Here is a 13,353-nt window from a genome sequence, read left to right as displayed (position 1 = left end):
CTAATACAGCGTTTGTAGCAGATTTGTAAGAGTGGGACAGGCTTAAGCGCCTGCGCGGGCAGGATGCCCACCCCACAACTTAACTAGGATTGCTAGAGATTGATTCCACCTTTTTGTAATTGGCGGATCGGGTCGAGAAACACATCGATCATGCGCCGAGAACGAGTGACAATCTCAGCGGTTGCCGTCTGCCCAGATTTCAGCGCGATCGTTTGATTGCCCTTTGTGATCGTTGAGCGATCGAGTTCGATTTCCATGCGGTAGACCTGCCCTAACTGCTCGTCAGGCTTGGAATCGAGCGAAATCTGTTTCACTTTGCCGGAAATCACTCCAAAATCTTGATACGGGAACGCATCGAATTTAAGCTGAACTGGCATTCCTACTTTTACTAAACCTGCTTGTTGTGTGGGTAACACCGCAGAAACCACGATCGGGCGATTTTCGGGTGCAATTTCCGCGATCGTTTGTCCGAGTTGAACGACTTCGCCAGGATTGCGAACTTTTAGAGCAGAAATATTACCATCTACAGGTGCATAGACATAGCGCTCATTCAATTTAACTTTTGCAGCTTCGATCAGCGTTTGAGTTTGAGCAATTTTTGCCTGTAATTGAGAGGCTCGGAGCTTTAACTGTTCAATTTGCTGTTGGGCTTCAAGTTGCACATTTTGTTCATCGGCTTGCTGTTGTTTGACGAGTTCTACTAATCGTTCGGCTTCAGTGCGCGATCGCTCTAAAGTTCCTTGAGATTCGGTGATGGCTCGTTCTCGTTCTCGGATTGCTTGTTCTGCCTGAAAGACTTGTTCTTGCGGCAATGCACCCTGAGACACTAACGGCTGCAAACGTTCTAATCGTTTTTGATGTTCTGCAATTTCGGTTCGCAGTTGAGCCACTAAGGTTTCTGTACTCGCTGAACCTCTTTGAGCTTTTAATAGCTCGATCGCTTGTGCTTGAGTTTGCGATCGCGCCATTGTTGATCGTGCTCCTGCTTGTAGTTGAGCTTGCCCAATGAGTAACTGTGTTTGATTGAGTTCCGTTTGTGCGGCGGATAGTTCTTTTTCCAATCGTTCGACTTCAGTTGCAGCCAGTTCTCGATCGAGTTCCAATAGCACTTGTCCTTTTTGCACAGCTTGACCTTCTTGAACTAACACCCGTGAAACTTTTCCTGTGTCGATCGGATCAACTTTGAACACTTCACCTTTTGGAATCAGCTTCCCTTGAGCGCGTGAAACTTCGTTGATTTGACTGAACCACGCCCAACCAATAAAGCAAACTGCAAACGCAAAACCCCCGATCGCCATTTGAAACGGTAAGCTTGAGGGCGGCTGATCGAGTACGGTTTGAACGGGTTGTGACCAGTCGGTTGAAACAGTCGGTTCAACGACTTTGATCGGGGGCGTAGGTTCAGAGGTTGGAGCGCGATCGGAGGCTGGACGAGCAAAACGATAGTACATAGTGATACCTCATGTGAGTAGAGTCCGGGAAGATTTCTCGTGCTTTTGTTGTGGAGTGTGGTTTAAGAGCCTCTTGCTTCGTTTGCGTCCGCCCCGGAATAGAATTCGGGGCTAACAGTGCGAAGTCCGTTGAAACGGACTGAGAAGATTGATTTTGGCTTTTAGTCCCCTTCAGTGGACTTCGTTTGATTAGCCCCGAATTCCATTCCGGGGCGGGTGAACAACGCAGGGAATAAGCTTGAAAACACTCCTTGAAATCACTCCGGAAAGTAGTTCTAAGTTAATGCCAACTGTTGCTGAGTTAAATGGTGATAAAGTCGCTGCTGGCTCAATAATTCCTCATGTGTTCCAATCTCGACTAACACCCCTTTATCCAGCACCAAAATACGATCGGCATGTCGCACCGTAGACAATCGATGAGCAATAATTAACGTCGTCCGTCCGCGACTAATCCGCCGAAGGTTTTGCTGGAATCGCCGCTCAGACTCGGTATCTAAAGAACTCGTTGCCTCATCGAGAATCAAAATGGCTGGATCACCGAGAAGGGCACGAGCGATCGCGATTCTCTGTCTCTGTCCTCCAGATAAATTTGCGCCCCGCTCTCCAACTTTCGTGTTGTAACCAAGCGGCAAATCTTGAATAAATCCGTTTGCTTCTGCTAGTTTTGCAGCCTCGATCACTTGCTCTAAGCCGTATTCAGGACGATAGAGTTGGATATTTTCTAGAATCGTGCCAGAGAACAAAAAGCAATCTTGAGGAACGACTCCTAACTGCGATCGCATTGTGGGCGGCGAAACATGACGCACATCATGACCATCAATTAGCACCCGTCCATTGTTCGGCTGATACAGTCCTTGGATTAGCTTGACTAACGTACTTTTGCCCGATCCGCTGCGTCCCACAATCGCGATCGTTTCTCCAGCTTCGATCGAAAACGCCAAATTCTGAAGGGTATTGCGATCGTCTACATCTTCATAGCGAAACGTCACATTTTCAAACTGAATCTCACCCCGAATCGGTGGCATGACTAACATTAAGCGTTTACTACTTTCTTCGGGCGCAGTCGCGAATACATCATTCAACCGCTCTACAGAAATCACAACTTCTTGGAGTTCATCCCAGAAATCAACGATCGCTAAAATCGGATTGATCACACTACCGATCAGTAAGTTAAACGCGACAAATTGCCCGATCGTTAGCTCTCCTTGAATCACCAGATAAGCACCATACCAAAGCAAGGCAGTACTACCCAGAGTGCTAATCAATCCGCCCACCGACTGTACAGAGTTAGCAAGCTTCTGAGCGCGAAACTGACTATTGAGCATTGTTGTCAACCGATCTTCCCAACGCCAGCGCACGTCGCGTTCTGCCGCCATTGCTTTCACGGTCGCAATCCCGGTCATCATCTCGACAAGCTGCGAATTCTGTTCACTCGTATCGTTGAAGTTCTCACGCGAAATTCGTCTAAGTAACGGAGTCGCGATCGCAGCTAACAACACAAGTGGCGGAATCAATGTAACCACAAGCAACGTAAGCTGCCAATTGTAGTAAAACATCAGTGCTAGATACACGATCGCCATTGTCGCATCGAGCCAAGTCGAAATCAACTGACGCACCAGAAACATTTGCACTTTCTGGTTTTCCTGTACACGAGTGATCACATCTCCAACTTGCCGATCTTCAAAGAATTTCAGCGGCAATTTCAACGCATGACCGACGAAGCCACTTAGTAAAGTTAGATCTAGGCGATTAGAAAAGTAGTCGAGTAAGTATCGGCGAACTGCCATTAATCCAACGCGCCAAACACTAAAGAGCAGTAGCCCGATCGCGAATACGTTCAGAGCCGTTAAACTTCTCTCGGTTACAACGCGATCGAGAATCACCTGTGTAAATAGCGGCGTGATCAATCCAAAGATTTGAATCAACAACGACAGTAAAACAATTTGAACCAGCGTTGGGCGATATGACCATAGAATTTGTCCAAATCGAAAAATACTGCGTTCTTCTTGATGGTCGATCGCCTTTAAATCTGGAGTCGGAGTCAACAGCAGCGCATATCCTGTCCACTGGCTGAGAAAGTCCTTTTCGGTGATCGATCGCTTTCCTTTTGCTGGATCAGCGATCAAAACCCGATGTCCTTTTACTTGATAAACCACGACATAGTGATCCCCTTGCCAATGAGCAATCCAAGGCTGCTGATCGCGCAATCGTCCCAAACTTGCTCGAACCGGACGTGCCTGAAACCCGATCGTTTCAGCAGCATCGGCTAGATTCTTTAACGTCGCTCCATTACGTCCTACTTTCGCCAAATTTCGCAGCACATTCAAGCTCAATCGCTTCCCCCAATACTGTGTCACCATCGCTAAACAGGCGACACCACAATCTGAGGAACTCTGTTGCTGAATATACGGATACCGCGCACCTAAACGAAATCGCCATCTCGATCGTACTGGCTGCGGAAATTCCACGATGCTTGCAGCGCTCTCTACGTTCGCAGATTCAACCGATTTCGCTTGTGCGATCGTCGGTGTAACCCGTGACTTTGCCATTGAAACAGGCTTAACGGCTGAATTTGAATCACGCGATAGAATCTTGCCGAGTGGAGGCGCGATCGCGATCGCACTTTCCCAAACCGAACTGGGTAACTGATACACCGTTAACGCTGTTTTCGCTCTCAAATCAGCCGGAATTTCAGTTGTTCCCCAAGTTTGAACAGATTCGTGTGGCGCTTCGATTTCACCAGAGCGCAACCAGCACAATCCTTGATTTGCATTTGATTGTGCAAGTAATGTTCCAGCCGGAATCGAAATCGGATTCAACAGCGGTAAAAGTTGTTGAATGTGGGTACTCGTAAGCGATCGCAAACTTGATAAATTCGTTTGCGTTTTTAAGAAAATCAACTGTTCACGAGTCGCTGCTTGATCGCTCCAAATCTTCCGCCATTGAGGAAGTCGATCGAGCCAAAGCGTCAAGTTTTCAACTCGAATTAAGCAAACATCACTGGTCGCGATCGCACCGTACTCGATCGCCGTTTCACAGAACATTTTATCTTGACCAAAACCCTCTCCAGCTTCAAGCACGCCGACTGAAACATCTTGCTGTTGTCGATCGCAACTCACCAATCGAACGCGACCAGATTGAATCAAATAAAACGCATCAGTTGGGATTTTTTCACCAAATTCTAGACTAAGAATTGTCGTTAAATCACTCAGTTCTCGTGCCAACGCTAAATCAATTTGCAAAAGCTGAATTAACGCTTCTGAATGCTCTCGAAATCGAGACGGAGTTAGAGACGAACCTGCGCTGATTCGATCGTGCATAACACATTTCCTCAAAGCGATAGCGTCGTTCTCCTTACAGAAAACGATGAAATTGAACCAATAACCTACTCCAGATTGCATTTCGGTCTAGATGATTTCAGCACATACAAACGTGACCACAGTGTGCTGCAATCAACCACTTTTAGCCAAAATTTTGTTTTAGAACACGCGGTTTGATCAACAACTTGTAAATCCTAGAACGTGGTCGAGTCTCATAGAAACGAACCTCACAGTAGACGACAAGGAAGACTTGATCAAAGGAGCGTAAAAAATGGAAAAACTTCCGGATATCCTAACGAACTTGTTGATATCACAGTCTTAATTCAGCGATAGCTAATCCCGAAGAAGTCTGGACGTAGACATCAGAATTACCTAATAGAAAAAAATAGGAAACGATGACAGAATCCGCCTGAGTTCTCCACAACTCTAGGAAAAGAATTACATACTGTCAAGTCAAATACAGAAAATTATTTTTGCATTTTTACATCCATTAATAATTCCGCTTTATTGGCTGATGATATCCCTCAAGATAGAGTGCAAATCTCTTATAGTATGCGGCTTTCAGCGCTCACACTTTTGGGTGAAATATGTAATAGATATCACTCTAATTATTCATATATTGAATTGTTTACGATTCATGTCTAAAAGGACACCTATTCTAGTTTTACGACTCATAAGTGTCGCAATCATTACTAACAATTAAAGTGCGTTTTAACGAACAAGATTTACTTTAATTCTGTGACTAATCGCTTCACTCTAGAAATGTATTAGTAGATTATCAATACTGATGCGATCACGTTTCCGTGTGACCGCATCGCACCGGAACCCCACGCAAGCCCGTCTGAATGATTTATGCTAGAGAACGTTGCTTGTTTTCCCGGTTATGTTGATTCTTCCTCCCGATCTGCAATCTCGCCTCGCTGCTCCTCTAAAAATCGGACATTTCGAGGTGAAAAGTCGCGTCTTGCAATCTCCACTATCGGGAGTGACCGATCTCGTGTTCCGACGATTAGTTCGTCGTCATGCACCCGATTCGATGATGTACACCGAAATGGTGAATGCAACCGGATTACACTACGTCAAACAGATCCCGATCCTCATGGAAGTCGATCCAAATGAACGTCCGATCAGCATTCAACTGTTCGATTGTCGTCCTGATTTTCTCGCTGAAGCGGCTCAAAAAGCAGTCGGTGAAGGTGCAGACACGGTTGATATCAACATGGGCTGCCCGGTGAACAAAATCACCAAGAATGGGGGCGGTTCTTCATTGTTGCGACAGCCAGAATTAGCAGAAGAAATTGTGCGATCGGTAGTCAATGCCGTAAATGTTCCGGTCACAGTCAAAACTCGAATCGGCTGGACAGACAAAGAAATCAACATTCTAGATTTTGCAAAACGGATGGAAGACGCGGGCGCGAAAATGATCACCGTTCACGGACGCACCCGCGCTCAAGGCTATAACGGTTCTGCAAAGTGGGAATGGATCGCTAAAGTCAAAGAAATTCTCACAATTCCGGTGATAGCGAACGGCGATATCTTCTCCGTCGAATCGGCTGTGAAATGCTTAGAATTCACCAAAGCAGACGGGGTGATGTGTTCGCGTGGAACTTTGGGCTATCCATTCCTAGTAGGCGAGATTGATCACTTCCTCAAGACCGGAGAAGAAAAAGTGAAACCAACCCCGATCGAGCGATTAGAATGCGCTCGTGATCATCTGCAAATGCTGTGGGAATACAAAGGCGATCGCGGAGTGCGTCAAGCTCGCAAACACATGACCTGGTACTCGAAAGGATTTGCAGGCGCGGCAGAACTGCGCGGACAATTGAGCCTGATCGAAAATGTGAATCAAGGTTTGGAACTGCTGGATAAACATATCGATCGATTGTCTCAAATTGGTTGGCAAGAAGAACCAGAAGCAGAACTATTACAGGTTTGAGATTTGTCGAACAAACCATAAAGCGGCAGTACCATTCGTCTCATAAGCGAGGCGTGAAAGCGTTTGTTCAATTAATGCGATCGACAATCCTTGTAATGCGATCGAGCTTGCACATTGTTGATATCTTCCATCTGCCTGAAGCCCAAACGCAATGACTCTCATTCCTGAAACATCGATCACCCAGTACTCCGGAATCTCTAAAGCTGCGTAGATTTGCTTTTTCTCATCGAGGTTGGTTGCTAACGTTGTATCTCCGACCTCGCAAACCAGGTTCGGAACTCGCCACTGTCGTAAATTAATCCGTCGCGGTTCACCTTCTTGCTAACGTGGAGAATCACTTCCAACATACAAAACTTGGTCAGGAGCGGCAGCCCGTTGATTCGGCTTCTCAAGAATACAGCCACCTAGACAATCAAAAGTGTGTTCAGGATGTTGGCTAAACCAGAATGCAATCAGCATCGTGATCAGTTCTCTAACTCTGGCGTGATCGATTCCTTCCCATTCCATGTCAACAAATAGGTATCCTTGGTCAAAATAGATTTTGAAATGGTCAGGTTGCTCGATTTCTGCGGTCTTACAACCAGCAAGATAATCGTCCCAAGTTGCAGTTTGCCAAATGGGAACCTCGTTCGACGATCGACGAATGATCAGTTGAGCGATCGTGGACATAGCAAGATACCAGAACTTAAGATAATTCTACTTGTGATTGTGGCAGAGTAACCATAACTGTCGTCCCTTGATTGATTTGGCTTTCGATCTGAATCTGTCCATGATGATTTTCGGTGATTGCTTGTGCGATCGCTAATCCTAATCCCGATCCTCCCGTTGCCTTGGTTCTCGCTGGATCAACTCGGTAAAATCGATCGAATAAATTCGCGATCGCATCTTCAGGAATTCCAATCCCGGTATCAATCACTTTTGTAAGTAGTCCCGATTTTGATTGTGAGAGTTCGACTGTGATTTCTCGATTCTCTGGTGTGTATTTGATCGCATTGCTAACTAAATTTGTGAACAATCTCGATAGTTGATCGCGATCGCCTTGTAGCCAATATTCTAAAGCGCGATCGACTTTGAATGAGAGCGAAATTTCTTTTTCGGCTGCGATCATGCCTTGTTCTTCTAGCACTTCGTCTAATAGTTCATCTAGCTCGATCGCGCTCCGCTGCGGTTGCACAATGCCGCTATCCTGGCGTGCCAGAAACAACAAATCATCAACTAACTTTCCGAGCCGTCGAGTTAAACGCTCAATCACTTGTAAATGTTGTTGCTGCATTTGTGGATCTGGATTTGGATCAGCAAGCGCAACTTGAACATTGGTTTGAATAATTGCGATCGGGTTTCTCAATTCATGAGAAGCATCCGCTGTAAATTGCTTTAAGCGTTGATACGATTCCCGAATCGGCTGCATCGCAAGCCCTGAGAGAAACCAGCCAATACTTGCCACAATCCCGATCATCGTTGCTGTTCCGATACTCAAATCCAGAACTAATTGACGAACTGGCTTTGTCACTTCAAACCAAGGATGACTGATCCGCAAATACCCTAAAACCCTTCGCCCGATTTGAACTCGCTCGGTCACTTGCCTGAGAAACTGAGTGTCGGAGACGTGAACCGTTTCGCCATCTTGATTGAGATGCAGCGGGACAGAAAGCGGTTCAGCAAACGTTGACCAAAGCTGATTGCCGTTTGGATCAAACCATTCGATATCAATGTGATCATCTTCGAGCGAGATAGAATTATCGCGGAAACTCGCTTCGACATTGACACTGACTTGATCCCCGACGGCTTGAATCACGAGCGATCGCTGAACCACTTCCGCCACGTGATTCAATGTATCGTCAATCCGTTCGATCAGCGTCGATCGTACATAAAAATAGAATCCACTCGCAAACACCAGTAACAATACTGCGGTCACGGTTGTATACCAAAGTGCTAATCGTCTTCGCGTCGTTTGAAACATAGGGTACTATCGTCTTGCTGCGTCTTTAAATCTATGACTCACCCATTCCAGAGCTTCCTAGAAGAACTATATCTGAAATATCGCGATCTCAAGGATGGTACAGTTGCGAGTTACATTCCAGAACTTGCAAAAGCTGATTCAAATTGGTTCAGTATCAGTGTTGTAACCGTCGATGGAAAAGTGTTTGAAGTTGGAGATTTGTCGCAACTGTTCACGATTCAATCGATCTCAAAAGTGTTCGCTTATGGAATGGCATTAGAAGATCGCGGACGAGACACGTTACTGCAAAAGGTTGGAGTAGAACCGACGGGTGATCCGTTTAATTCGATTATTCGACTCGATGAAAACTCGAAGCGACCTGATAACCCGATGGTGAACGCAGGCGCGATCGCAACGACAAGCCTCATCAAGGGTCAAAACGCGACTGAGCGAATCAATCGATTGCTAGAAATGTTTCGGAACTATACAGGTCGCGATGTCTTTGTTGATGTTCCTGTCTTCATGTCTGAGCGCACAACCGGACATCGAAACCGTGCAATGGCACATTTGATGTATCACTTCGGCATGATCGATGAAAAGATCGATGAAGCATTGGATCTTTATTTTCAGCAGTGTTCGATTTTAGTGAATTGTCATGATCTTGCAGTGATGGCAGCAACGTTAGCAAACAAAGGAATTAATCCAATCACTGGCGATCGTGCAGTGAGTGTTGAGTACATTCGCGATATTTTATCTGTGATGTATACCTGTGGAATGTATAACTATGCAGGTCGCTGGTCTTATGATGTGGGAATCCCTGCAAAAAGTGGTGTTTCTGGTGGTCTACTTGCCGTTGTGCCTAATCAAGTTGGCATCGCAATTTTCTCTCCACTACTAGATACTCACGGGAACAGTGTGCGCGGCATCAGAGTGTGCGAAGAACTCTCGCGCCATTTTCAACTGCACATTTTCGACTTGCCAATGGGCTGCACACAATTTCTCCAAAAGCTATCAAGCAAAGATTCGTCAACATCCGTATGAGCAACTCTGAATCGAGTGTAGGGTTGAAGATAGGAACTCAAGGGACGAACAATGGCAACGCAACGACAGCGAAAAACCCCCGCACCGAACGGTAAAGCTTTAACGACCTCAGATGCTTCTGAACATACCGATTTGATGACGCATCTTGATGATCTGAAACATGAATTAGAACGATCGCAACAAAACGAAAAACAGCTTCAACAGACGATCGAACATTTACAAACTCAAATCGAGCAGCACAGTTCGATTGTGCAAACGCTCGAAACGCATCTCGAACAATCGAACCAAGTTCACACCGAGTTAAAAGAAGCTCAGAACGCAGCGCTAAAATTGGCTGAGGAAAATAAGAAGCTGATTGCAGAAAAACTGCAACATGCGGAGGAAGTCACGAAACTGCGATCGCAGCTTGAACAAGCGGAACAATCCGATAAAATCGCTCATGTTCAGTCTCAACTCGAACGCGTTCAGCAAGACGCGCTCAAACTAGCTGAAGCGAATCAGAAATTGATTGAAGAAAAGAAACAACTTCACACTGAACTGAGCGAAGCACAATGCACAGCGCTACATCTTGCGGAGTCGAACCAGAAGCTAGTCGAAGAAAATCAAACGCTCAAAGAAAAGCAACCTGTCGCGAAGTTAGCTCCTAAATCTGCTCCTAAAGCTCCACCGCATAATGCAGATTTGAGAAGCCATCAGGACATTATTAAGAAGCGTCAGGCTGCCGCGCTTGCCCACCCCGTCTTTCCAAACAGTCCTACTGATGCGAATCAAGACGCAAGCTGGTTTGATTAAGAACGTATTTTAACGTCCCTCTGCTCCGATTCCATCTCGCCCTGAAATAGAATTTCGGGCTAATCGGCGCAAGTTCATTGAAATGAACTAAGAGTATCAAAATAGGTTCAGAGTCTACTTCAGTAGACTTTCGTCGATTAGCCCGAAATTCATTTCAGGGCGGGATTGAACGAAGTGAGCCGCCTTTAAAGCACACCCTAGTTGAATCGATCGCGATCGTGCTTTTCATCAAAGTCAATCTCAGGTCCGACGGGTACAATTCGCGTCGGATTAATCTGAGTTTGGCTCATGTAATAGTGCCGCTTAATGTGGTCGAGATTGCAGGTCGGCTTAATCTGCGGATGTTGATACAACTCCTTGAGATAGTTCCACAGGTTCGGATAATCAACCATTCGCCGCACATTACATTTGAAGTGGCTGTAGTAAACCGAATCAAATCGAAGCAGTGTCGTAAACATACAAATATCCGCCTCTGTGAGTTGATTTCCACAAAGATAACGCTGTTGACCGAGCACCGTTTCCCAATAGTCTAAGTTTTCAAAAAGTTCAGTCACCGCTTCTTCATAGGCTTCTTGAGAAGTGGCAAAACCCGATCGATAAACGCCATTATTCACGGGCATATAAATTTTATCGATCGTGTCATCAATTCGCTGTTTTAGTGCTTCTGGATACAAATCAATATCCAGCGTCGCAAGGTCGTTAAATTCGGTGTCAAACATCCGAATAATTTCACGCGATTCATTATTTACAATCGTCTTCTTTTCCGTGTCCCAAAGCACCGGAACTGTGATTCGTCCTGTGTATTTAGAATCCGCCTTAAGATAGATTTCTTGCAAATATTCCGCATGATTTGCAGAATCAGGAATTGCTCCCGGAGCATCCGAGAAAAACCAACCTTTATCGCTTAAAACAGCATCGACGATCGACAAACCAACCGCATCTTCTAAACCTTTGAGCGATCGCAAAATCAGCGTTCGATGTGCCCACGGACAAGCCAGCGACACATAGAGATGATATCTACCGGATGCCGCTTGAAATCCACTGGAGCCATCTGCTGTAATGCGATCGCGAAACTTGGTGGGGGTGCGATTGAACTTCCCGCTGTCATCGCGCTCATTCCAATCCGTTGTCCATTTCCCGTCCACCATCATTCCCAATGCCATACCAATATCCCAATGTCGTCACTCATCAGGTTAGTACAATCTCTTTTTCTGGAACTCTTTCTTTGGGTGTTAACGTAGCGTGATAAACAAGGTCTTCTAAATTCGGCATTTCTTGCCAACAATGTGTGCAAAACCAATACAATTTGCCGTGACGAACGTGACGCAGTAATCTCTCTGAACAGCAAGGACATTCAGGCATGAGCTTTAACCATGATTTAAATAGAGACAATTCTGTGTTTGGTCGCCACACTCGACCGTAACTTAAAGATAAAGGATGAAACTCATTCTTGCTATCGGAAAGTTACCCGTTGTTTGGGTGGAGTTCCCTATCAAAATCTTTAACTTTAATAATGATTTCTATGTTTGAGAAATTTGTTTTGTATCCGACTAAACAAATCGATTGTTGTCAAAAGAAATCGAAATAGATTGAACTCATTATCGGCGTTCAAATTTGATATTTAGTGCTAGGAAATATGACAAATTTCGCGATCGATCTTCACAACTGGGGCGGATTAATTCTTCGATTAGGTTCGGCTTTACTGGCTGGCGGCGCGATCGGGTTAGAACGTCAACAGCAACGCAAATCTGCTGGACTGAGAACTCATATGTTAGTTAGTCTCGGAGCGGCTCTATTTGTCTTAGTTCCGATCGAGGTGAGTGGCTCGGTCGATAGTGTCAGCCGTACGATTCAGGGAGTCGCGACAGGAGTTGGATTTTTAGGAGCTGGGGAAATTCTGCATCGATCGCGCCCCAATCGCAACAGCCAAGAAGTGAAGGGATTGACTTCTGCTGCATCGATTTGGGTTACAGCCGCGTTAGGCATTACCGCTGGAGCCGGACTCTGGGAATTGACCGTTTTGGGAACTTTATTAACGTTGCTGACTCTGGTGGGAGTGAAGCGACTGGAGCGGACTTCGTGGATTTCCAGAAGGGAAGACTCTGAAGAATAAAGATTCAGCGATTTTGCCGAATCGATCGTTGTCTCTATAGCGATCGCGAGTAAACTAGTTATAACTAAGTAGTTTGTCTTTAGGAATTTCGATCTTTATTTTTTCTGCCTCAGATTGCTTCATTTAGAAAAGCGCCTTTAGCGACCCGCCCTTTGTTGTCCTGCTGATGTAACGTTGTCTGATGAATGCTGATACCTTTGATCGCGATTCCAATGCTTGCCCGGTTTGTCATCGTACCGGGGGATTGCCCTCTGTCAAATCGGTCGGCGGCTTGTTAACGTGTCCCCATTGTCGATCGCGCTTAGTGGTCAGCCTCAGCGGTCATTATGTCCGTGACCCGTTCCGCACGAAAAAGTTATCGAGTCAGCAGCTCAGAAAGCAGAGTCGCCCGATCGCTCGAATTTTCAGAGATTCTGGGCTTGCAAAACATTCTCCACTTTTAGCGATCGTTGGGAGTCTGTTGGTCGTCAGTTTTTCAATGGCAGTTTTGAGTCAGGTCGAAAGGCTTCCGGAGTGGACGGAGCAAATTATTTTCAAAGACGCGGAAACGAAGAATTAGAGTGCTTTAAAGTCGTCGCTCTGCGTTATTGACGCGCCCCGAATTCCATTTCGGAGCGAGTCTGCAACGAAGCGAAAAACTTTTCATCGGGATTTAGCACTCGTGCCTCAAATCTTTATTTAAGATACTCATTGCATCCATTGCTTGCTGCACAGACACAAACTCGATCGATTCAATCCTTTACACTTTTTCATTAAGAAAT

Annotated in this window: 11 protein-coding genes; 5 read left to right on the top strand and 6 right to left on the bottom strand. The window is 45.7% G+C overall.

Translation table 11 applies throughout. The features are described from left to right. Positions 1-92 precede the first annotated feature (92 nt). Both NIES2104_RS00810 and NIES2104_RS00805 read right to left on the bottom strand, forming a co-directional pair. A complete protein-coding gene (locus NIES2104_RS00810; protein WP_058994846.1) occupies positions 93-1,451 on the bottom strand; it encodes an HlyD family type I secretion periplasmic adaptor subunit in 1,359 nt (452 codons plus the stop codon). A gap of 275 nt (positions 1,452-1,726) precedes the next feature. Next, on the bottom strand, positions 1,727-4,771 hold the full coding sequence (locus NIES2104_RS00805) for an ABC transporter transmembrane domain-containing protein (RefSeq protein ID WP_058994845.1): 3,045 nt from the start codon (positions 4,769-4,771) through the stop codon (positions 1,727-1,729). Between the two features lie 883 nt (positions 4,772-5,654). Between NIES2104_RS00805 and dusB the strand changes: the two genes are divergently transcribed. Continuing rightward, the gene (gene dusB, locus NIES2104_RS00800) at positions 5,655-6,707 is read left to right on the top strand and encodes a tRNA dihydrouridine synthase DusB (protein WP_058994843.1); all 1,053 of its coding nucleotides are present in this window, start codon (positions 5,655-5,657) and stop codon (positions 6,705-6,707) included. On the opposite strand, the gene NIES2104_RS33220 is transcribed toward dusB, so the two are convergent. From NIES2104_RS33220 to NIES2104_RS00790, 3 genes are read right to left on the bottom strand one after another with little or no spacing between them, the layout of a single operon-like run. Next, entirely contained in the window at positions 6,696-7,007 is a 312-nt protein-coding gene (locus NIES2104_RS33220; RefSeq protein WP_263971047.1) for a Uma2 family endonuclease, read from the bottom strand. The two genes, dusB and NIES2104_RS33220, sit on opposite strands and share 12 nt — an antisense overlap. Positions 7,008-7,028: 21 nt before the next feature. Then, the gene (locus tag NIES2104_RS33215; protein WP_263970878.1) at positions 7,029-7,376 is read right to left on the bottom strand and encodes a hypothetical protein; all 348 of its coding nucleotides are present in this window, start codon (positions 7,374-7,376) and stop codon (positions 7,029-7,031) included. A 16-nt stretch (positions 7,377-7,392) separates the two neighbouring features. Beyond that, positions 7,393-8,667 (bottom strand): cell wall metabolism sensor histidine kinase WalK, encoded by a 1,275-nt coding sequence (locus NIES2104_RS00790; RefSeq protein ID WP_058994841.1) that lies wholly within the window; start codon positions 8,665-8,667, stop codon positions 7,393-7,395. A gap of 33 nt (positions 8,668-8,700) precedes the next feature. Here NIES2104_RS00790 and glsA point away from each other — a divergent pair, with 33 nt between their 5' ends. Together glsA and NIES2104_RS00780 are read left to right on the top strand one after the other, a co-directional pair. Next, positions 8,701-9,687, top strand: coding sequence for a glutaminase A (gene glsA / locus NIES2104_RS00785; protein ID WP_058994839.1), 987 nt, complete (start codon positions 8,701-8,703; stop codon positions 9,685-9,687). Between the two features lie 51 nt (positions 9,688-9,738). Next, on the top strand, positions 9,739-10,479 hold the full coding sequence (locus NIES2104_RS00780; protein WP_058994837.1) for a hypothetical protein: 741 nt from the start codon (positions 9,739-9,741) through the stop codon (positions 10,477-10,479). Between the two features lie 197 nt (positions 10,480-10,676). On the opposite strand, the gene NIES2104_RS00775 is transcribed toward NIES2104_RS00780, so the two are convergent. After that, a complete protein-coding gene (locus NIES2104_RS00775; RefSeq protein ID WP_058994835.1) occupies positions 10,677-11,642 on the bottom strand; it encodes a glutathione S-transferase family protein in 966 nt (321 codons plus the stop codon). 473 nt (positions 11,643-12,115) lie between these two features. Here NIES2104_RS00775 and NIES2104_RS00770 point away from each other — a divergent pair, with 473 nt between their 5' ends. Together NIES2104_RS00770 and NIES2104_RS00765 are read left to right on the top strand one after the other, a co-directional pair. Then, positions 12,116-12,592 carry an MgtC/SapB family protein gene (locus tag NIES2104_RS00770; protein ID WP_058994833.1) on the top strand — a complete coding sequence of 159 codons (477 nt, stop codon included), beginning with the start codon at positions 12,116-12,118 and terminating at the stop codon, positions 12,590-12,592. 181 nt (positions 12,593-12,773) lie between these two features. Then, positions 12,774-13,151: a hypothetical protein gene (locus tag NIES2104_RS00765; RefSeq protein WP_072218005.1), complete on the top strand. Its 378-nt coding sequence runs from the start codon at positions 12,774-12,776 to the stop codon at positions 13,149-13,151. The last annotated feature ends 202 nt before the right edge of the window (positions 13,152-13,353 follow it).

It is taken from the genome of Leptolyngbya sp. NIES-2104 (genome assembly GCF_001485215.1).
Lineage (GTDB): Bacteria > Cyanobacteriota > Cyanobacteriia > Leptolyngbyales > Leptolyngbyaceae > Leptolyngbya.
Note: the sequence above shows the minus strand (reverse complement) of the source record. Positions and strands in the feature narration are given on the sequence as shown.

What these genes read in the sequence shown, in the direction of transcription:
- glsA (WP_058994839.1), top strand. Translation starts at nt 8,701, where the DNA reads ATGACTCACCCATTCCAGAGCTTCCTAGAAGAACTATATCTGAAATAT.
- NIES2104_RS00810 (WP_058994846.1), bottom strand. Translation starts at nt 1,451, where the DNA reads ATGTACTATCGTTTTGCTCGTCCAGCCTCCGATCGCGCTCCAACCTCT.
- dusB (WP_058994843.1), top strand. Translation starts at nt 5,655, where the DNA reads ATGTTGATTCTTCCTCCCGATCTGCAATCTCGCCTCGCTGCTCCTCTA.
- NIES2104_RS00790 (WP_058994841.1), bottom strand. Translation starts at nt 8,667, where the DNA reads ATGTTTCAAACGACGCGAAGACGATTAGCACTTTGGTATACAACCGTG.
- NIES2104_RS00805 (WP_058994845.1), bottom strand. Translation starts at nt 4,771, where the DNA reads ATGCACGATCGAATCAGCGCAGGTTCGTCTCTAACTCCGTCTCGATTT.
- NIES2104_RS00770 (WP_058994833.1), top strand. Translation starts at nt 12,116, where the DNA reads ATGACAAATTTCGCGATCGATCTTCACAACTGGGGCGGATTAATTCTT.
- NIES2104_RS00765 (WP_072218005.1), top strand. Translation starts at nt 12,774, where the DNA reads ATGAATGCTGATACCTTTGATCGCGATTCCAATGCTTGCCCGGTTTGT.
- NIES2104_RS00775 (WP_058994835.1), bottom strand. Translation starts at nt 11,642, where the DNA reads ATGGCATTGGGAATGATGGTGGACGGGAAATGGACAACGGATTGGAAT.
- NIES2104_RS33215 (WP_263970878.1), bottom strand. Translation starts at nt 7,376, where the DNA reads ATGTCCACGATCGCTCAACTGATCATTCGTCGATCGTCGAACGAGGTT.
- NIES2104_RS00780 (WP_058994837.1), top strand. Translation starts at nt 9,739, where the DNA reads ATGGCAACGCAACGACAGCGAAAAACCCCCGCACCGAACGGTAAAGCT.